The sequence below is a fragment of the Bacillus cytotoxicus NVH 391-98 genome, from assembly GCF_000017425.1.
GTDB classification, from domain to species: domain Bacteria; phylum Bacillota; class Bacilli; order Bacillales; family Bacillaceae_G; genus Bacillus_A; species Bacillus_A cytotoxicus.
Map to the genome: position 1 here is coordinate 3350888 of NC_009674.1, position 19883 is coordinate 3370770.

Genomic DNA, 19883 nt, shown 5'->3' on the forward strand with positions numbered 1-19883 from the left:
TTCTTATGTAACACTTTTATTAGAAACAAAAAAATCAGGGACTTAGTCATCTATCATGGCTAACCCCTTATTTTTTTGCATAAAATATCATGAATTGAGGATGGTTTTGTATTTTAATTCTATTTTCAGTATTTTTATCATCACCTTTTCTTCCTTTTTCTACAAATGAATAAATATACATCTTATAATTCGACAAAAAAATAACTCATAGAACCCCCTCGTTCTATGAGTTATTTTTGTACAATAATTGTTGTATTTCTTCTCAATTTCCACTCTAGCCATCTCATTACTATCTGCTTCCATACCTTTCGCGTCACTGGCATGATGAAAACAAGACCAATTACATCTGTTACATATCCAGGCACTAACAAAAGCACTCCACCTGCCAGAATAAAAATCCCATCTAATACAGCATCTCCCGGCATCTCTCCTCGGTTCACTCTAATCCTAATTTCCCTAAGTACCTTAAAGCCCTGTTGTTTCGCTAAATAAGCACCTAAAGCAGCTGTAACAATAATCATAACAAACGTTGGCCATACACCAATCAAATGACTTGAAGCAATCAAAACCGTCACTTCAAGAGCTGGTATTAAAATAAATAAAACAAGAAGCCATTTCACTTGTCTATCACTCCTTTCACCTGCCTCTAGCAAGCTGCACAATCTTCCAGAAGAACCAGTCCCCATATCCCTAATCCCTTTTCTTTGTAACACCCCTCATCAATCAAAGTTTTACTAATTTCCTTTTAAGTTGTAAAAAAAAGAGAAGGATCCTCATCCTTCTCTCCATATTACTTGTTATAGCACTTCCGCATGTCCATTATAAACAATTCCGCGAGCTGCATCAACTGTTACTTCTTGGCCATTTTTTAAAGTTTCTGTTACACCATTTACGCCAACGATAACTGGAATACCAATTGAAACACCTACGACAGCTGCATGGCTTGTTAAACCGCCTTCTTCTACAACTAAAGCTGCCGCTTTTTCAATTGCAGGAATCATATCTTTATCAGTACTTGTTGTAACTAGAATATCTCCTTCTTTTACGTTCGCAACAGCTTCAGTTGCTGTTTTCGCTACAACCACTTTACCTTTTGCCGCTTTACGACCAATTCCTTGTCCTTTCGCGATTTCTTCGCCAACAACATGAATTTTCATTAAGTTTGTTGTACCCGTTTCAGCAACTGGAACACCAGCTGTAATAACTACAGTATCACCAAGTCCAATTAGACCAGCATCCATACCTGTTTGAATAGCAGTATCTAACATTTCATCAGTAGACGCCGCACGTTTACTAGCCATAAACGCTTGTACACCCCAAACAAGTGCAAGACGACGACATACTTGCTCATCAGATGTTACAGCTACGATTGGAGATTTTGGACGGTATTTCGAGATCATTTTTGCAGTATAGCCACTTTCAGTTGGAGCAATGATTGCAGCTACATCAAGAGCGATTGCTGTATGTGCAACAGATTGACTAATCGCATCTGTAATTGTTGGTGTAAGCTCTTTAATACGTTTCTTAAATATATCTTTATATTGTAATGACTTCTCAACGCGTGTTGCAATATTCGCCATCATTGTTACTGCTTCTACTGGATATTGCCCTGCTGCAGTTTCACCTGAAAGCATGATTGCATCTGTACCGTCAAAGATTGCATTTGCTACGTCACTTGCTTCCGCACGAGTTGGACGTGGGTTACGTTGCATAGAATCTAACATTTGTGTTGCAGTAATAACTGGTTTGCCTAATACGTTACATTTTTTGATTAGACGTTTTTGTACTAATGGCACTTCTTCTGGTGGAATTTCTACACCCATGTCACCACGAGCTACCATTAAGCCATCAGAAACTTCTAAGATTGAATCGATATTATCGATACCCTCTTGGTTTTCAATTTTTGGTACGATTTGGATATGCTGTGCATTATGTTCTTCTAATAATTCACGAATTTCTAACACGTCAGCCGCTTTACGAACGAAAGATGCTGCGATGAAGTCAACGTTTTGCTCGATACCGAAGATGATATCTTTTACGTCTTTTTCAGTAATACCAGGAAGCTTAATGCTTACGTTTGGTACGTTTACACCTTTTTTATTTTTTACAATACCACTGTTTAGTACTTTTGTACGAATATTTCCATCAACTTTCTCGATTACTTCTAGCTCGATTAAACCATCATCGATTAGAATGCGAGAACCTGGATTTACATCGTCATATAAACCAGCATAAGTTACTGAGAACTTTTCTGCAGTTCCTAATACTTGCTCAGTAGAAATAACTACTTCTGAACCAGTTGTTAGCTCAGCTTGTCCGTCTACGAAGTCATGTGTACGAATTTCTGGACCTTTTGTATCAAGCAAGATGGCAACTGTTTTACCAGTCTTTTTAGACGCTTCACGAATGTTTTTAATACGTGCTCCGTGCTCTTCATGGCTACCATGAGAGAAGTTTAAACGAGCAACGTTCATACCAGCCTCAATTAACTGTTCTAATTTTTCAATACTTTCACTAGCAGGACCTATAGTACATACAATTTTTGTTTTGCGCATATTGCACCTCCGAAATTTCTGAAACCGTTCCCAAATATCCGACATTACGTCGATTAGATGGATAATTCTTTAGATAATTGATACATATCTATATCAATTACATGTTTTTGAGCTAACGCTTCGATAATATCATGATCAACGAGTTTGTTGTTTTGGATACCAACACAACGTCCGCCCTTACCTTCCATTAATAATTCAACTGCTCTTGCGCCAAGGCGACTCGCTAACACACGGTCTTGTGCACTTGGTGATCCACCACGTTGTACATGACCTAATACTGTTACACGAGTATCAAAGTTTGTCGCTTCCTCAATTTTCTTACCGATATCAATCGCACTTCCAACACCTTCAGCTACAACGATGATACTATGTTTTTTACCACGTTCGCTACCGCGTTTTAAACGAGCAATTACATCATCCATATCATATTCTGCTTCTGGAATCAAGATTGTCTCTGCACCATCAGCTAAACCAGCCCATAATGCGATGTCGCCAGCGTGACGCCCCATTACTTCAATAACGTATGTACGTTCATGAGATGTAGCTGTATCACGAATTTTATCAATTGCATCAATAACAGTATTTAAAGCAGTATCGAATCCAATTGTAAAGTCTGTTCCAGGAATATCATTGTCGATTGTACCTGGTACACCTACACAAGGGAATCCTTGCTCTGTTAGTTTTTTAGCTCCTTGGTAAGAACCGTCTCCACCAATAACAACAAGTCCTTCAATGCCATGTTTCTTTAATTGTTCGATTCCTTTTTCACGAACAGCTGGATCTTTAAACTCAGGGCATCTTGCTGTATATAATTTTGTACCACCACGGTGGATAATATCGCCAACAGAACCAAGTTCTAATTTTTCAATGTGACCAGAAATTAGTCCAGCATATCCATGGTAGATACCATATACTTCAATATCATGGTAAATCGCTTTACGAACAACTGCACGAATAGCAGCGTTCATACCAGGTGAATCTCCACCACTCGTTAATACACCAATACGTTTCATTTGTACTCACCTCATAAAGATTATTTGCCTTATAATAAAATAACATGAAGAAATATAAAAATACAATGGAGAAGATGTGTCTTTTCACAATAAAAACGTGCATTCGCGAAAGGGAACGCACGCCTTTATTATTTTACCCAAATGGAAGCGTTTGAAAACGAAACTTGCCCAATTTTCATATATTTTTCATAACGTTTTTCAATTAATTCGTCTTTCGAAATACCACTTAATTGTTCAAACGTTTTCTGCAACACAACATTGATATTTTCTGATTGTTTTAAAATATTACGGTGTGCTCCACCTCTTGATTCTGGAATAATTTCGTCAATTACACCTAATTCTTTCAAATCAGCTGCTGTAATTTTCAGTGCTTCCGCAGCATCTCTCGCTTTTGTCGCATCTTTCCAAAGAATAGTCGCCGCACCTTCTGGACTAATTACAGAATAAGTAGAATTTTCTAGCATATAAATGTAATCCCCTACTCCAAGACCTAAGGCACCACCGCTACCACCTTCACCAATAACAATACAAATAACAGGAACAGTAAGTCCCGCCATTTCAAATAAATTGCGAGCGATTGCTTCACTTTGGCCACGTTCTTCAGCCGCTTTCCCTGGATAAGCACCTTTTGTATCAATAAAACAAATAATCGGACGATTAAACTTTTCCGCTTGTTTCATTAAACGCAGCGCTTTACGATAGCCTTCTGGATGAGGCATTCCAAAATTACGGCGAATATTTTCTTTTGTATCTTTCCCGCGCTGATGCCCAATTACAGTTACAGGCATGCCATTATACTTCGCAATACCGCCAACAATCGCTGCATCATCACCAAAGAATCGATCTCCGTGACATTCGAAAAAATCAGTAAATAAGTGCTCAATATAATCAAGCGTCGTTGGTCTTTCCGCATGCCGAGCAATTTGAACGCGATCCCAAACCTTCATATTGCCGTATATTTCTTCCTCTAAATTTTCTAGCTTATCTTCCAAAATACGAATCTCCTCACTGAAATCCATCTGGCTGTGTTTCGTATATTCTTTTAGTTCACGAATTTTATTTCTTAGCTCAACAACCGGTTTCTCAAATTCTAGTTCTGCCATACAGCCATTCCCTCCCCTTGATGAACTTCTAAAATCTTGCGGAGTGACTCTCTCATCTCATTGCGATGCACAACGGCATCCAACTGGCCATGTTCTAACAAAAATTCTGCGGTTTGGAAATCTTCTGGGAGTTTCTCGCGCACCGTCTGTTCAATAACACGTCTACCTGCAAAACCAATCAGTGCACCTGGTTCCGCAAGATTATAGTCACCGAGTGAAGCGAAACTCGCTGAAACTCCGCCCGTTGTCGGATGCGTCATAACAGAAATAAATAATCCTCCAGCATTACTATATTTCTTTAAAGCTACACTTGTCTTTGCCATTTGCATTAGACTTAATATACCTTCTTGCATACGAGCGCCACCCGAAGCAGTGAAAATGATAAACGGCACTTGTAATTCATATGCCTTTTCGACTGCACGCGCAATTTTTTCGCCTACTACAGAGCCCATGCTGCCCATTCGAAAACGAGAATCCATTACAGCCACAACAACAAGCATTTCATCAATTGTTCCCTCACCTGTCACAACCGCTTCATTTAATTCTGTTTTCTTTCGATCGTTCTCTAATTTCTCTTCATAGTTTGGAAACTGAAGTGGATTTACAGAAACCATTTCTTTATCATATTCACGAAATGATCCTTCATCCAATATACTATCGAGACGTTCCCATGCATTCATCGGATGATGATATCCACAGTTCACACATACTTTTAAATTTTTCAGAAGCTCTTTTGTATACATAATTTTTTTACATTTTGGACATTTGGTCATAACACCGTCCGGTACATCTTTTCGTACTTGTTCTGAAGGAATTGCAGCGTACTTTTTCTTTTTCACGAATAAATCTCTTAGCACAATTTGACCCCCTTTGTTGAGAGCTAAGGTTAGGAAGAAAATGGGGCTAACACCAAAGATTGATGTTAGCCTTCTTTTCTTAATCTGTCTAATAACCTCTCTCTTTACGTTTAACTTTAACCGCTATGCAGTAGATTGTTTGTCATAACGTGTCATGGTCATTTCGACAAATTTTATACATTACGAGTGAAACTGTATTTTCTCTATCTATTCATCATAAATGTTCAGTGTCTCTTCTTCCTGTTTTGCTTCCAAAGCTTTGTAAAGTTTTCTATATACCTCTATAGAGTCTATTAACACTTTACAAGAAAGGGTTGCCACATAATCATTTACAATCATCCAAATGCGATATAGTAAATAGTTATCCACTTGTTCAATAAGTGTTTTGAAAAACGTTTGATGAAACGCTTGAATTGAACTTTCCTGTCTCTCAAGCGCCTGTTTTAAATTACTTAACACCGTAGAGAATGTATCATCTGCTAAATTACAGACAATCCGAATCATATCTTTTTCAATTAATCGTTTCGTTTGTAATAAATCCTGTCTAGTTTTTTCATCTTGCAATAAAAATGGTGCAATCAATTGAACGAGACCATTTTCATAGAAGTTACGAATAAACGTCCCTTCACCGCGCCTTGTTTCAATTAATCCTACCAGTTCTAAAGCACGCAATGCTTCTCGTACAGACGAACGCCCAACATTCAAACGTGCACTTAACTCACGCTCTGACGGCAAACGGTCACCTGCAACTAAACCATCCTCCTCCATAATGGAGCGAATTTTCTTTACAATTTCGAGGTATACTTTTGTATTTGATGATGTCAATTAAAACTCCTCGCTTATTCGTTACCAATCAACGCTAATCGTTTTGTTTTCTCAGCAACTTCATTTGGATCTACTTGGCGACGAGCTACCCCTGTCTCCATTGCAGCTTTCGCTACATAAGCCGCTACCTGAGGCGCTACACGCGCGTCAAATGGCGCCGGAATGATATAGTCTTCATTTAATTCATCAGCTGTTACAAGCTCTGCTATAGCCGCTACAGCTGCCATTTTCATTTCTTCATTAATTTGGGTAGCATGTACATCAAGTGCACCACGGAAAATGCCAGGGAATGCTAACACATTATTTACTTGGTTCGGGAAGTCAGAACGACCCGTTCCAACAACCGCTGCACCCGCTGCTTTTGCTGCTTCTGGCATGATTTCTGGAACCGGATTTGCCATTGCAAAGATAATCGCATCGTTATTCATCGTACGAACCATTTCTTCCGTTAATGCACCTTCTACAGATACACCGATGAATACATCCGCACCTTTTATAACATCCGTTAAAGAACCTTCTACACGGTCTTTATTTGTATATTTTGCAACTTCTTCTTTCACTGGATTCATACCAACAGGGCGGCCGTCGTAAATCGCTCCTTTACGGTCACACATAATAATGTCGCGCACACCGTAGCGGTATAAAAGTTTAATAATCGCAATACCCGCTGCACCTGCACCATTTGCCACGACTTTAATATCAGACATTTTCTTTCCAACTAACTTCAGAGCATTTACAAGACCTGCCACTGTTACGATAGCTGTTCCGTGTTGATCATCATGGAATACAGGAATATTCGTTTCTTTTTTCAAGCGTTCTTCAATAATAAAACAGTTTGGAGCTGCAATATCTTCTAAGTTTACACCGCCAAAGTTTGGCTCCATTAATTTTACAGTTTCAATAATTTTTTCTACATCGTTTGTATTTAAAGCAATCGGGAATGCATCTACGCCAGCAAAGCTCTTAAATAATACCGCTTTACCTTCCATTACAGGTAGAGATGCTTCTGGTCCAATATTCCCAAGACCAAGTACTGCTGTCCCATCTGTTACAACAGCTACCATGTTTCCCTTCATTGTATATTCATATACCTTACTTTTATCGTCATAAATTTCTTTACAAGGTTCTGCAACCCCTGGAGAATATGCAAGACTTAAGTCTTTTGCATTTTCTACTTTCACTTTTGATACAGTTTCTAATTTTCCTTGATGCACTTTATGCATGTGAAGTGCTTCTTCACGAAGTGTTGACAAACTATCCACTCTCCTCAAATTATTCTTGCTGCTATCAATTTTTCCGAGTGGTCTGACCACGAACACTACTACTATAATAATCGAACTATAGGGGCGTTGTCCATTATATTTTTACGACCACATTTTCTTTGCCGACAATTTCACGAAGTGTTCTTAAACATTCCTCGCTCGGATGGATTGACAAACTACGAGATAATTGTACCACTTTATGTTCCTTTTCATAATAAATTAGTACTTTCGCAAAACCTGAATAGTGAAATAATATTTTTGTAACTTGATTGAATAACTTCTTATCGTACTGCGAAGGTAATTTGACATAAATGGATGCTTCTTTCATTTCGTTATATACATCCATTTGTTCTAATGAATACAGCCCATTTATAATCCACTGTAATTTATTATTTCTAGATTCTACCGTTCCCTCAACAAGAACAATTTCTCCTTCTTGTAACCTTTCTGAAAAATGAATGTATGTCTCTGGAAAAACAACCGCTTCCATTTCATCATTCTGATCACAAAACGTAACAAATGCCATTTTTTGCATTTTTTTTGTGCGAATTATTTTCACTCTTGTAATGTAAACAATCGCGCGTTGTACTTTTCCTTTTTGTCTCATTGCTTGCGCAAGAGAAGGGATTTCTAATTCTTTTACTAAACTTGCATACTGAGCTGTCGGATAACTTGATAAATAAAAACCAAGCGTTTCTTTTTCCTTATTCAATTGTTCGATAAAAGACAACTCTTTCCCTTGCACGTAAACTGATTTTGGTACACTTTCTTCTCCTAATTCACGCGCAAGACTTGCGTATTCTAGAGCACCCTTTATGCTGTTAAACAAAGTTGTTCGTGAAACTTGAAAATCATCGAAACAACCAGACCAAACAAACGCCTCTAAATTGCGCTCTGTTACAAATTTCACTGGCATTCGAAGACAAAACTCAAATAAATCTTGAAACGGCGCTTTCTCTCTTTCTTCAATCAAAGCAGTCACTGTTGCCATCCCAATATTTCGAATGGAAAGAAGGCTATAACGAATCGCATTCCCTTCAATTTGAAAATGATAGCCACTTCTATGAAGTGATGGCGGCAAAACACAGAAACCTTTGCGTTTTGTTTCGCGTATATATTGCGTAATCTTATCTTCATTTCCAATTGCACTGGATAATAGAGCGGTCATAAACTGAAGTGGATAATTCGCTTTTAAATATGCAAGTTGATACCCAATCATACTGTAGGCCACCGCATGGCTTCGGTTAAAACCGTAATTTGCAAATCTAACAATTAAATCGTAAATTTGCTCTGCAGATGTTTGATCATATCCATTTTGTAAACAACCTTGCACAAAATGCTTTCGCTCTTCCTCTAAAATATCTCGACTTTTTTTACTGACTGCACGGCGAAGTAAATCCGCTTCTCCAAGTGAAAATCCAGCTAATTTAGAAGCAATTTGCATAATTTGTTCTTGATAAACAATTACACCATATGTACTCTCTAAAATCGGTTTCAAATCTGGATGTAAATATTGAATGTTTCGTCTTCCATGTTTAGATTCAATAAAGACTGGAATTTGTTCCATCGGTCCTGGGCGATATAAAGAGTTGACGACAACGATATCTTCAAATTCATTTGGCTTTAACCCGCGAAGTACATTTCGCATTCCACCTGATTCAAGCTGAAATACCCCTGTTGTATCTCCTCTTCCGAGCAATTGAAATGTCTTTTCATCTTGGAGCGATACATTCCTTATATCAATTTGTTTTCCAGTCGTTGTTGTAATAAAAGTAAGAATATTTTCAAGCAATGTTAAATTGCGCAACCCTAAAAAGTCCATCTTTAGTAGTCCAAGTTCTTCTAAAACATCCGCTGGATATTGCGTTACATATACGTCATTATGCCCCTCTTGAATCGCAATACTTTTTGTTAGGGGCTCTTGACTCATAATAACGCCAGCTGCATGGATAGACGTATGACGCGGTAATCCTTCCACACGTTTTGCAATTTCAAACACACGTTCATACAAAAGATTTCCTTGAATAAAATCACGAAGTGCTTCTGACTCCTCATAAGCTTCTTTCAATGTAATCCCAAGTTTCGATGGAATCAGTTTAGAGAACAAATCAATATCTCGAGGCGGCAATCCCATTACACGAGCAATATCACGGATTGCTGCTTTTGCAGCCAGTGTTCCGAACGTAACAATTTGAGCAACACGAAGCTGGCCGTATTTATCCTTTACATAACGAATCATTTCATCGCGTCTTACATCAGGAAAATCAATATCAATATCCGGAAGTGTAACACGTTCTGGATTTAAAAATCTTTCAAATAATAAATTGTATGCAATTGGGTCAATATCTGTAATCTCTAGTACATATGCGACAAGTGAACCCGCTGCCGATCCACGTCCTGGCCCTGTTAAAATCCTATTCTCGTGTGCATATTTCATAAAGTCCCATACGATGAGGAAATAATCACTGAACCCCATGCGAGAGATAACTTCAAGTTCATGATATAAACGGTTCACATGTACCTCTTTTGGCGTTCCATAGCGTTTATATAGCCCCTCTTCGCACATTCGGCGCAAATAAGCATCGCTCGTTTCATTAGTAGGAACAGGAAATTTCGGTAATTGATTCACATGAAATGGAATTTCTACATGGCAACGTTCTGCAATATGAATGGTATTACGAAGTGCTTCTTCCACATGAGAAAATAAGGCTTCCATTTCAGCGGATGATTTCAAATAGTACTGATCCGTTTTCAACCTTGGCCTATCCGGATCCGTCATCTTTGTACCGCTCTGGACAGATAATAAACATTCTTGCACAAGTGCATCGTTTTGATTAATATAACGAACATCATTTGTTGCCACGATTGGAATGTTCATATTTCTGACAAACTCTTCTATTTTTTCTTGCAACAATAATTCATCTTGAATTGCATGATGCTGCACACTCATATAAAAATGGCCAAACATATTTTGGTACGTGCGGGCAACTTCTTCTGCACGCTCATCTTTTCCTTGCAATAATAATTGTTCAATTTCTCCATCTTTCCCTGGTGAAATTGCGGTTAATCCTTTCGCATAATGGACAAGCCACTTTTTTGGAATTCCATCTTTAGACTTTGTCATAATGGTGCTAGAAATTTTCAATAGATTTTGATAACCTACTTCATTTTCAGCCAATAAAACAAGTGGATAAGCGCGTTCTTCTTCCTCATTAAAAACGGAAGCTGTTAATCCGATAATCGGCTTTATCCCCATCTTCTTACATGCTTTATAAAATGGAATAACTCCGTACATCACGTTTTCATCTGTAATTGCAAGAGCTGAAAACCCAAGTTCTTTCGCTCTAGCCACAAGTTCATCAATTTTACAAGCACTTTTTAACAAACTATAAACGGTTTGACATTGTAAATGCACAAACTTCACTGTTGTACCCTCTCTTTACCTATTTGACTACTTTCATTATAGGTGATGAGGAAAGGGGAAATCAAAACATACTTCTCACACTTTGTCCATATATATGATGAGGAAAGGGGAATGACAATGGACATAAGAGAACAAACTTTTTTCTCTCTTCTTATTATTAGTTACTTTATTGCCTTTGGGGTCCTACTCGGCGGCTCGTTAATCGGAGGAATTGGAGCATTTCTTATTGGCAAACCAGCCCTTACCTACATCAATCAATTCGCACAAAACTTACGAATTTGGGCACTGGTAGCGGCAATTGGTGGTACTTTCGATACATTTTATAGCTTTGAGAGAAGTTTTTTTGAGGGAGATATGAAAGATATTGTGAAACAAATTTTACTTATCTTCTTTGCAACAGGTGGCATGCAAACTGGTCTTATTATTATTAAATGGTTAACACAGGAGCATGTATGAGAGTTCCCAGCGCTTCTACTGCCAAACGATGGTATTTATTTTTAGCTGGTGCTGCTGTTGGCGGTGTAATTAGCTGGTTTATCTTCCTCTACATATATGGCATCTTCCAGCAAGAACAAGCTAGTCAAATTGCAGAACAAAAATACATTATAAATAAACAAGAAGAAAAACTACGTGTGCTTCTTGAAGATCAAGATAAACTGAATAAGGAGAATAAACGACTCTTAACAATTCAAGAAATTAAAATAAAAATTATCAACGGGGAAAAATATGACTTAGACAACCTTACACTTGAGAACATGACTACTTCTATTCATAACGACCTCCAGCATCTTTTAACGAAAAATATTCAAAGTATCGCTAAAAATAAAGAACTGCTCAAAAAATTAATTGAAAATAAAACCTATAAACATTATGACCGTATGTATCGCTTTAAAGTCGACATGATTTCTTTTGATACTGTACTTGAAATTAGTGTTCATATAGAAAAAGAAAAGTAGAGCCTTTTCGCTCTACTTTTCTCCTCAGTCTATTGAAATAATTCCAACAACGATAGCATTCCCTCTACTTACTTGCAAATGACACGTAAATCTTCAAAAAGACGATCTGCTTCTTCCCAAGAAGATACTTTCGCACCAGAAGCCATCGGATGTCCCCCACCATTATATTGCATTGCTAAAGTATTAATAACAGGTCCCTTTGAACGAAGACGAACACGAATAACATCGTCCTCTTCTAAAAACAGAACCCATGATTTCAATCCATCAATATTACCAAGCGCTCCTACAACACCAGATGCTTCTGAAGGAAGCACATCAAATTGTTGTAATATTTCTTTCGTTAACTTAATGTAGGCCGCACCTTCTTCTGTCATCGTAAAATTTTGTAAAATGTAGCCGTTTAAACGAGCGATTTTCTCTTTCGTTTTATACATCTCATCATATAATTCAGTAAATGTAACACCCATTTCGACAAGTTCACTGACATAGCGGAACGTTTTTGCGGTTGTATTCGGAAATAAGAAACGTCCTGTATCTCCAATAATTCCTGCGAAAATAAGACGCGCTGCTTCCGCTGTCATTTTTAAGCCTTTCTCTTTCCCATAAGAATAAAACTCGTAAATTAATTCACTTGTAGAGCTTGCTGTTGTATCCACCCATGTAATATCCCCGTACGGGTCTTCATTTGGATGATGATCAATTTTAATTAACATCTTCCCTTTTGTATAGCGCTGATCACAAACACGTTCCTGATTGGCTGTATCACAAACAATAACAAGTGCATTTTCATATACACTATCTTCAATCTCGTCCATTACTCGTAAATACGATAAAGACGGTTCATTGTAACCAACCATATAAATATTTTTTTCTGGAAACGATTCTTGTAACATTGTGCCCAGTCCACATTGAGATCCTAGTGCATCTGGATCTGGACGCACATGACGATGAATAATAATTGTATCAAACTCTTGGATTGCCGCTAAAATTTGTTCATGCATATGTATAATCTCCTTTGTATCAATCGATATTTATATACCCTATTTTCACTTTATTCTCCATTATAGCGGAAAATATTTCATACATGCGAACAATTCCTTTATAATATAAATCAGAAAGTTTAGATTTTTTACTTATACTTGTCATTCTGCGGAGAAACAGAATATGCAAAATAATGGAGGATTGTATTATGCCAGTATTAGTCTTTTGTATTATCATCTCATTTATGTTGTATCTTTTCTATAAAACAAAATATTTTCGTACAAACCGTCCAATGGAGAAAGGCTGGCTTTCCGGAAAGTCGGCAATGGCACTCGGTTCATTTGTTGCTTTATTTGGTTTCAATCAATTTTTCCTAGAGCTTTCTACTGCCCGAATCATTGTCGGCGCATTATTTCTCTTATTTGGCATTGCAAGTATTTTAAATGGCTTCCGTCAATATAAGCATTTCTTACCTCTAGCTGTAAAAGAAGCAGAAGCCTATAAAACAATGTAATGTAAAAAAGCATCGGCTATTTGGGCAGATGCTTTTTTATTTCTTTTCAATTTCACAATCGATCTATACAACAAAAGCTGAATGTACATACAATAGATTTCCTTGCATGTGAAAGTGCAATTATTCCGCTTCAAACGACATTTTTTATACGACTCTTGCTATGAAAGTCCTGCACGCTTCTTTTTTCATTCTATTTATCGATCAATTAACTGCACCATAAGCAGTGCTTTCCCCACAACATTTCCTTCATGATGTACTTCGACATCAACTTTTCCAAATTTACGACCAATTTCTAATACCTTTGGATGAACTGATACGATATGATCAATTTGGACCGGTTTTACAAAGTAAATCGTTAAATTTTCAACGATTAAATCACTCTTCTTTTGCGCTCGAATCACACGATTGGTCGCCTCTGTTACAATCGTTGTAAATACACCATAAGATAACGTTCCTAATGAATTCGTCATTTGTGGCGTTACTGAAAATTGATAATTTTGTTCATGTTTTGTTTCTTTTTGATTTACAAATTGACTTGTTACGATATCATCAATTGTGTCTCCTACTTGTGGCTGACGCTGAATCATTTGCAATGCCTGAAGTACATCTTGACGACTAATAATTCCCTGCAGTTTGCTTCCTTCATCCACCACAGGAAGCATTTCAATTCCTTCCCAAACCATCATACGTGCTGCCGCAGCAACAGACATTTTTCCATTCACTGTAATCGGTTGCTTTGTCATGACCTTCTCAATCGGTGTTTCTTTTGCAACCCCAATCATATCTTTTGACGTTACGATTCCTAATACTTTTTTATTGTCATCGATGATTGGATAACGTCCATGCATCGTTTCTTTATTATAAGCATGCCATCTCTCCACTTTATCATCTGGCTTTAAATATAACGTTTCTTCAATTGGTGTTAAAATATCTTCAACAAGTACGATTTCCTTTTTAATAAGCTGATCGTAAATCGCGCGATTAATTAGTGTCGCCACCGTAAATGTATCATAGCTACTTGAAATAATCGGCAACCTCAATTCATCTGCTAATTTCTTCACATAATCTTCCGTATCAAACCCACCTGTAATTAATACAGCAGCTCCTCTTTCTAGTGCAAGCTGATGCGCATTTGTACGGTTCCCAATAATCAATAAGTTCCCAGCTTCTGTATAGCGCATCATCGCTTCTAATTTCATTGCGCCAATTACGAATTTATTTAATGTCTTATGTAATCCTTCTCTCCCACCTAACACTTGGCCATCGACAATGTTAACGACTTCTGCATATGTCAGTTTTTCAATATTTTCTTTCTTCTTTTGTTCAATTCGAATTGTTCCCACGCGTTCAATCGTACTTACATACCCTTTATTTTCTGCATCCTTAATTGCGCGATATGCTGTTCCTTCACTGACACCTAAATCCTTCGCAATTTGACGGACAGAAATTTTATGCCCTACTGGCAAGTTATTAATATGCTCTAAAATTTGGTTATGTTTGGTAGCCAAATGGTTTCACCATACTTTCTTTTCCCTAAATTCTTCATGTATTGTATGTTTAGTATACTATATTTTCAAAACTGTTACACACTCTCTTTATATATCTGTACTATTTTCCATATAACAAATGAATTCTTACACCTATTTTTCATACATAAAGAAACCCTTCACTTGTTCAATCAAATGAAGGGTTTCTTTTCTATAGTGTAATACTTTCTCCCACTTCTAATACTCTCCCTGTACAGTTTGTTAGTTTTTCAACAAAGCGATGTGGGTCTTGTTCAATAACCGGGAACGTATTATAATGCATCGGCACAACTGTTTTCGCATCAATCCATTTCACTGCTAACGCGGCATCTTCTGGTCCCATTGTAAAGTTATCACCAATTGGTAAAAATGCTAATTCAATATCATTACGATCTCCAATTAATTTCATATCAGAAAATAATGCTGTATCTCCTGCATGATAAATTGTTTTCTCCTCTGCTGTAAATAAAATCCCAGCTGGCATTCCTGTATATGTAATCGTCTTATTCTCTTCATCGATGTAGCTAGAACCATGGAATGCTTGCGTAAACTTTACTTTTCCAAAATCAAATTCATGCGCCCCACCGATATGCATTGGATGCGTCTTCACACCTTGCCATCCTAAAAACGTCGCTAGTTCAAAAGGAGCTACTACAATCGCATCATTCCGCTTTGCAATTTCGACTGTATCACCCACATGATCTCCATGGCCGTGCGATAAAAGAATCGCATCTACCTTTACATCTTCCGCTTTTAAATCTGTTTTCGGATTTCCTGTTAAAAATGGGTCAATTACAATCACTTTTCCATTCGTTTCAATCTTTACAACTGAATGCCCGTGATAAGATATTTTCATTGTTACATTCCTCCTTACTCACACCTTTTATTCTACATGATTTCACAATTTCCTGTCTTTTCTAACATCTATTTACTTGTCATAACTCTTTCATCCGATGTAAAGTTATATATGTAACTGAAATCTCGGAGGTGTCGATCGATGAATACTAGATTAGAAAAATTCATGCACTGGCTACAAGAACAAGACGTAGAAGCAGCCTTCTTAACTTCTACACCAAACGTTTTCTACATGACGAACTTCCATTGCGAACCGCACGAAAGACTACTCGGTCTATTTGTATTCCAAGAACAAGAACCTATTTTAATTTGTCCGAAAATGGAAGAAAATCAAGCACGAAACGCTGGATGGACACACGAAATTATTGGATTTACTGATACTGACAGACCGTGGGATATGATTGCAAAAGTATTGAAAGACCGCAGTATCAAAGCAAATGCAGTTGCAATTGAAAAAGAACACTTAAATGTGGAACGCTATGAAGCATTAACAGAATTATTCCCAAATGCAACTTTTCACTCTGCAGAAGAAAAAGTGCGTGAGCTTCGTTTAATTAAAGATGAAAAAGAACTTTCTATTTTACGTGAAGCTGCTCATATGGCTGATTATGCTGTCGGTATTGGTGTAGAGGCCATTAAAGAAAATCGTAGTGAATTAGAAGTACTAGCCATTATCGAACATGAACTAAAGAAAAAAGGTATACATAAAATGTCATTCGACACGATGGTCTTAACTGGAGCGAATTCAGCTCTACCTCACGGTGTACCAGGCGCTAACAAAATGAAGCGCGGTGACTTCGTTCTATTCGACCTAGGTGTAATTATTGATGGTTACTGTTCTGATATTACACGCACAGTCGCATTCGGCGATATTTCTGAAGAACAAACGCGTATTTATAACACCGTACTATCTGGACAACTACAAGCAATTGAAGCATGTAAACCGGGCGTTACACTCGGTGCTATCGACCGCGCTGCCCGTTCTGTTATTGCAGACGCTGGCTACGGAGACTTCTTCCCGCATCGCCTCGGCCATGGCCTTGGTATTAGTGTACATGAATATCCAGATGTAAAAGAAGGAAACGAATCTCCATTAAAAGAAGGCATGGTCTTCACAATTGAACCAGGAATTTACGTACCAAATGTAGGCGGAGTTCGAATTGAAGATGATATTTACATCACAAAAGACGGAACAGAAATTTTAACAAAATTCCCGAAAGAATTGCAGTTTGTGAAATAAAAAAAGGTAGCGAGAATGCTACCTTTTTATCTACTACCTCAAACTTCTCAACAATCATTTGGGCTGGATAGCTCTCAAGTATTTGAGAAAACCATACTTTTATTTTATATCCTGATTTCAACTGCTGATATGTGCTGCTATCAACAAATTTCAAAACAGTGTCAGTTGGAAACTTCTCATGTAGTCGCTCTTCTATATACTCTTGAAACTCTGCTTTTGTTTCAAATTTTTTATTCGTGATGAAATATACATTATCATTTCCCACTATGACATACCCTTCTACAGTAGCGATTTGTTTAGATGGAAATGTAGATGCACATGATGTGAGTACTGTAAGGAAAATACTTAAAAAAACAAATACCCAAACCATTGAGCTCTTTCCCCTCATTTCATCCCCCCCCTAAAAGTTTTATCCCGCTATTTGCGGGCAATAAGACCCTCACCTCAAAATTCAGCAGTTAAGAATGATAAAAAGAAGGCACTCAAAAAGTGCCTTCTTTCATCTTACTAATATTCACTTGAAAATTTACAATCCAAACTGAGAAAAGATGTACAAAAATCGCTATAACCATACAAGTCCCGCTCAAAAAAGTTAAAATTGGGTGCGAGTATGAATGCTCTAAGTAATAAGACACTCCAATAAAAAACAGTGTTATATAGATGTAGATTGCTCCATGTATTTGCCTCATATAAGCCCCCTTTTCCTATATTATACCATAAATTTTCTGATTATTCACATTAATGGAATGTAATCAATATTTCTCAACTATTACGACTCTTGCAATATCCTATATATTAGTATATCTTTTGTAAATTATTTCATTCATCTTTTTTACCAATTGCATCTTAACGAAAAAAGCCCATCTATGTTGATGCGCTTTTCTGCTTATATACAAACTATCATTCTATTCTTTCATCGCTTCTTTGACAACATCTTGAATCATTATAACTTCTGTTTTCATATCGACAGCTGGTGCTTCTTCATCAATACATGCATACCAAAATGCTAAGTGCTTTTTATCAATTTCATGATGAGAATTTTCGACAAGAGTCCCCCCTTCTCCTTGTACAGAATACCAATATAAGTACTCTTCTCCATCTCTTATTTCCCGGAAAATTGTCTCTACATACATTTTTTCGTCGTTTAGTGTCAAAAGCACTTCTTTCATATTGTCATTAAGAAGCTGCATCCATTCATCTACACGATGACTTTTTCCTGGCTTCACTTTGAATCTTGTTCATTCGACATTCATCTTTATTCCTCCGTTTTCTTACGTACATATCAAACGTATTCTATCGGATGCTGAAAACCTAGTTTACTAGCTCACATACATCATTTCAAACTATCATAAGAGGAATCGTATTAGCAAGAAAAAAACATTTCAAGGAATTTCTAAACAAAAAGCCCTCCTTATCACAAGAAGGGCCTCACCCAATATTTATTATGATAAAGCAGGAGCTTTTTCAAGCAGCTCTTTCGCATCAGCGTATTGTAAGCCATGAGCTTCTGCAACTGCTTCGAATGTTACATAGCCATCTAATGTGTTAATACCTTTTAATAATGCAGTATTGCTTAGGCAAGCTTGTTTGTAGCCTTTGTTTGCAATTTGTACCGCATATGGTACTGTTACGTTTGTTAATGCAAGAGTTGATGTACGTGGAACCGCACCTGGCATGTTTGCAACTGCATAATGCACAACGCCATGTTTTTCATAAGTTGGGTTATCATGAGTTGTAATGCGATCCGTTGTTTCGAAAATACCACCTTGGTCAATCGCGATATCAACAACCACAGAACCTGGTTCCATTGATTGAATCATTTCTTCTGTTACAAGTTTTGGCGCTTTTGCACCTGGAATTAATACTGCACCGATTACAAGATCAGATTCTTTTACAGCTTGTGCAATATTGTAAGGATTAGACATTAACGTTTTTACTTGATTTCCGAAAATGTCATCTAATTGACGAAGACGTTCTGCACTTAAGTCGATGATTGTTACATCCGCACCTAGTCCAACCGCAATTTTCGCTGCGTTTGTACCAGCTTGACCGCCACCGATAATTGTTACTTTCCCACGTTTTACTCCTGGAACGCCTGCAAGTAAAATACCTTTGCCGCCTTTATTTTTCTCAAGGAACTGCGCTCCAATTTGTGCAGCCATACGACCTGCTACTTCACTCATCGGTGCAAGTAATGGTAAAGAACGATTATCTAATTGTACTGTTTCATAAGCAATTGATATCACTTTATTATCAATTAAAGCCTTTGTTAACTCAGGTTCTGGAGCTAGATGTAAATATGTGAATAAAATTAAACCTTCTCTAAAATATTTATATTCGCTTTCAATCGGTTCTTTAACTTTCATAACCATATCTTGATTCCATGCTTCTTCAGCAGTTTCAACAAGTTTCGCTCCAGCTTGTACGTATTCTTCATCTGTAAAACCAGAACCTAAACCTGCACCTTTTTGAACAAAAACTTCATGACCATTTTGTACAAGATGTACAGCACCAGCTGGCGTCATTGCCACACGGTTTTCATTGTTTTTAATTTCTGTTGGAATACCGATACGCATTATTAATTCCCCCTTGAGTTATGAAATGACCCCTAAATCATTTTTTAAAACGCTTTCTATGCCCCTATATTCTAACATAATCCTTCAATATTTTACAAAAAATAACACAAGTTTTCCGATAGATTTTATCCCACTATTTTAGGGCAGTAAGACTCCCACCTCAAGATTCAGAAAGAAGCAAGGAAGATAGGTGGGA

At 37.3% G+C, this 19883-nt stretch carries 19 protein-coding genes; 4 read left to right on the forward strand and 15 right to left on the reverse strand.

Annotated elements, in window-relative coordinates; translation table 11 throughout:
• Window positions 1–230: 230 nt before the first annotated feature.
• From BCER98_RS16540 to dnaE, 8 genes are all read right to left on the reverse strand, one after another.
• Window positions 231–620, reverse strand: coding sequence for an FxsA family protein (locus tag BCER98_RS16540; protein WP_041810576.1), 390 nt, complete (start codon window positions 618–620; stop codon window positions 231–233).
• A 177-nt stretch (window positions 621–797) separates the two neighbouring features.
• Complete coding sequence (pyk, locus tag BCER98_RS16545) at window positions 798–2555, reverse strand: pyruvate kinase (RefSeq protein ID WP_012095742.1); 1758 nt, start codon at window positions 2553–2555, stop codon at window positions 798–800.
• Between the two features lie 53 nt (window positions 2556–2608).
• Entirely contained in the window at window positions 2609–3568 is a 960-nt protein-coding gene (gene pfkA / locus BCER98_RS16550; RefSeq protein ID WP_012095743.1) for a 6-phosphofructokinase, read from the reverse strand.
• Window positions 3569–3696: 128 nt separating this feature from the next.
• Entirely contained in the window at window positions 3697–4671 is a 975-nt protein-coding gene (gene accA, locus BCER98_RS16555; RefSeq protein ID WP_012095744.1) for an acetyl-CoA carboxylase carboxyl transferase subunit alpha, read from the reverse strand.
• Window positions 4659–5528, reverse strand: a complete 870-nt coding sequence (accD, locus tag BCER98_RS16560) for an acetyl-CoA carboxylase, carboxyltransferase subunit beta (protein ID WP_012095745.1) — start codon at window positions 5526–5528, stop codon at window positions 4659–4661. Before accD ends, accA begins: the two co-directional genes overlap by 13 nt.
• Before the next feature lie 207 nt (window positions 5529–5735).
• Window positions 5736–6353, reverse strand: a complete 618-nt coding sequence (locus tag BCER98_RS16565; protein ID WP_012095746.1) for a FadR/GntR family transcriptional regulator — start codon at window positions 6351–6353, stop codon at window positions 5736–5738.
• A 14-nt stretch (window positions 6354–6367) separates the two neighbouring features.
• A complete protein-coding gene (locus BCER98_RS16570) occupies window positions 6368–7576 on the reverse strand; it encodes an NAD(P)-dependent malic enzyme (RefSeq protein WP_162208216.1) in 1209 nt (402 codons plus the stop codon).
• Between the two features lie 133 nt (window positions 7577–7709).
• The gene (dnaE, locus tag BCER98_RS16575; protein ID WP_012095748.1) at window positions 7710–11039 is read right to left on the reverse strand and encodes a DNA polymerase III subunit alpha; all 3330 of its coding nucleotides are present in this window, start codon (window positions 11037–11039) and stop codon (window positions 7710–7712) included.
• 117 nt (window positions 11040–11156) lie between these two features.
• Here dnaE and BCER98_RS16580 point away from each other — a divergent pair, with 117 nt between their 5' ends.
• Both BCER98_RS16580 and ytrI read left to right on the forward strand, forming a co-directional pair.
• The gene (locus BCER98_RS16580) at window positions 11157–11495 is read left to right on the forward strand and encodes a YtrH family sporulation protein (RefSeq protein WP_012095749.1); all 339 of its coding nucleotides are present in this window, start codon (window positions 11157–11159) and stop codon (window positions 11493–11495) included.
• Complete coding sequence (gene ytrI, locus BCER98_RS16585; RefSeq protein ID WP_012095750.1) at window positions 11492–11995, forward strand: sporulation membrane protein YtrI; 504 nt, start codon at window positions 11492–11494, stop codon at window positions 11993–11995. The genes BCER98_RS16580 and ytrI overlap by 4 nt, the downstream gene beginning before the upstream one ends.
• Window positions 11996–12063: 68 nt before the next feature.
• Here the strand turns inward: ytrI and BCER98_RS16590 are convergent, their stop codons facing one another.
• Window positions 12064–12996: a DHH family phosphoesterase gene (locus BCER98_RS16590; RefSeq protein ID WP_012095751.1), complete on the reverse strand. Its 933-nt coding sequence runs from the start codon at window positions 12994–12996 to the stop codon at window positions 12064–12066.
• Window positions 12997–13184: 188 nt separating this feature from the next.
• Here BCER98_RS16590 and BCER98_RS16595 point away from each other — a divergent pair, with 188 nt between their 5' ends.
• Window positions 13185–13490, forward strand: coding sequence for a YtpI family protein (locus BCER98_RS16595; protein ID WP_012095752.1), 306 nt, complete (start codon window positions 13185–13187; stop codon window positions 13488–13490).
• A 194-nt stretch (window positions 13491–13684) separates the two neighbouring features.
• On the opposite strand, the gene BCER98_RS16600 is transcribed toward BCER98_RS16595, so the two are convergent.
• Complete coding sequence (locus BCER98_RS16600) at window positions 13685–14998, reverse strand: CBS domain-containing protein (protein ID WP_012095753.1); 1314 nt, start codon at window positions 14996–14998, stop codon at window positions 13685–13687.
• Window positions 14999–15188: 190 nt separating this feature from the next.
• A complete protein-coding gene (locus BCER98_RS16605; RefSeq protein WP_012095754.1) occupies window positions 15189–15872 on the reverse strand; it encodes a metal-dependent hydrolase in 684 nt (227 codons plus the stop codon).
• 141 nt (window positions 15873–16013) lie between these two features.
• On the opposite strand from BCER98_RS16605, the gene pepQ reads away from it, so the two are divergent.
• The gene (gene pepQ, locus BCER98_RS16610) at window positions 16014–17111 is read left to right on the forward strand and encodes a Xaa-Pro dipeptidase (protein ID WP_012095755.1); all 1098 of its coding nucleotides are present in this window, start codon (window positions 16014–16016) and stop codon (window positions 17109–17111) included.
• On the opposite strand, the gene BCER98_RS16615 is transcribed toward pepQ, so the two are convergent.
• The 4 genes from BCER98_RS16615 to ald form a co-directional block, all read right to left on the reverse strand.
• Entirely contained in the window at window positions 17050–17499 is a 450-nt protein-coding gene (locus BCER98_RS16615; protein WP_012095756.1) for a DUF3221 domain-containing protein, read from the reverse strand. The genes pepQ and BCER98_RS16615 overlap by 62 nt on opposite strands.
• 94 nt (window positions 17500–17593) lie before the next feature.
• Window positions 17594–17800 carry a hypothetical protein gene (locus tag BCER98_RS16620; RefSeq protein ID WP_041810068.1) on the reverse strand — a complete coding sequence of 69 codons (207 nt, stop codon included), beginning with the start codon at window positions 17798–17800 and terminating at the stop codon, window positions 17594–17596.
• Between the two features lie 216 nt (window positions 17801–18016).
• Complete coding sequence (locus BCER98_RS16625) at window positions 18017–18337, reverse strand: DUF6176 family protein (RefSeq protein WP_012095757.1); 321 nt, start codon at window positions 18335–18337, stop codon at window positions 18017–18019.
• Window positions 18338–18553: 216 nt separating this feature from the next.
• Window positions 18554–19687: an alanine dehydrogenase gene (ald, locus tag BCER98_RS16630; protein ID WP_012095758.1), complete on the reverse strand. Its 1134-nt coding sequence runs from the start codon at window positions 19685–19687 to the stop codon at window positions 18554–18556.
• Window positions 19688–19883: the final 196 nt, after the last annotated feature.

Coding starts and splice junctions, on each gene's coding strand:
- BCER98_RS16605 (WP_012095754.1), bottom strand. CDS start 15,872: ATGAAAATATCTTATCACGGGCATTCAGTTGTAAAGATTGAAACGAAT.
- ald (WP_012095758.1), bottom strand. CDS start 19,687: ATGCGTATCGGTATTCCAACAGAAATTAAAAACAATGAAAACCGTGTG.
- BCER98_RS16590 (WP_012095751.1), bottom strand. CDS start 12,996: ATGCATGAACAAATTTTAGCGGCAATCCAAGAGTTTGATACAATTATT.
- BCER98_RS16595 (WP_012095752.1), top strand. CDS start 13,185: ATGCCAGTATTAGTCTTTTGTATTATCATCTCATTTATGTTGTATCTT.
- pfkA (WP_012095743.1), bottom strand. CDS start 3,568: ATGAAACGTATTGGTGTATTAACGAGTGGTGGAGATTCACCTGGTATG.
- BCER98_RS16580 (WP_012095749.1), top strand. CDS start 11,157: ATGGACATAAGAGAACAAACTTTTTTCTCTCTTCTTATTATTAGTTAC.
- pyk (WP_012095742.1), bottom strand. CDS start 2,555: ATGCGCAAAACAAAAATTGTATGTACTATAGGTCCTGCTAGTGAAAGT.
- pepQ (WP_012095755.1), top strand. CDS start 16,014: ATGAATACTAGATTAGAAAAATTCATGCACTGGCTACAAGAACAAGAC.
- BCER98_RS16570 (WP_162208216.1), bottom strand. CDS start 7,576: ATGCATAAAGTGCATCAAGGAAAATTAGAAACTGTATCAAAAGTGAAA.
- BCER98_RS16615 (WP_012095756.1), bottom strand. CDS start 17,499: ATGAGGGGAAAGAGCTCAATGGTTTGGGTATTTGTTTTTTTAAGTATT.
- accA (WP_012095744.1), bottom strand. CDS start 4,671: ATGGCAGAACTAGAATTTGAGAAACCGGTTGTTGAGCTAAGAAATAAA.
- ytrI (WP_012095750.1), top strand. CDS start 11,492: ATGAGAGTTCCCAGCGCTTCTACTGCCAAACGATGGTATTTATTTTTA.
- BCER98_RS16620 (WP_041810068.1), bottom strand. CDS start 17,800: ATGAGGCAAATACATGGAGCAATCTACATCTATATAACACTGTTTTTT.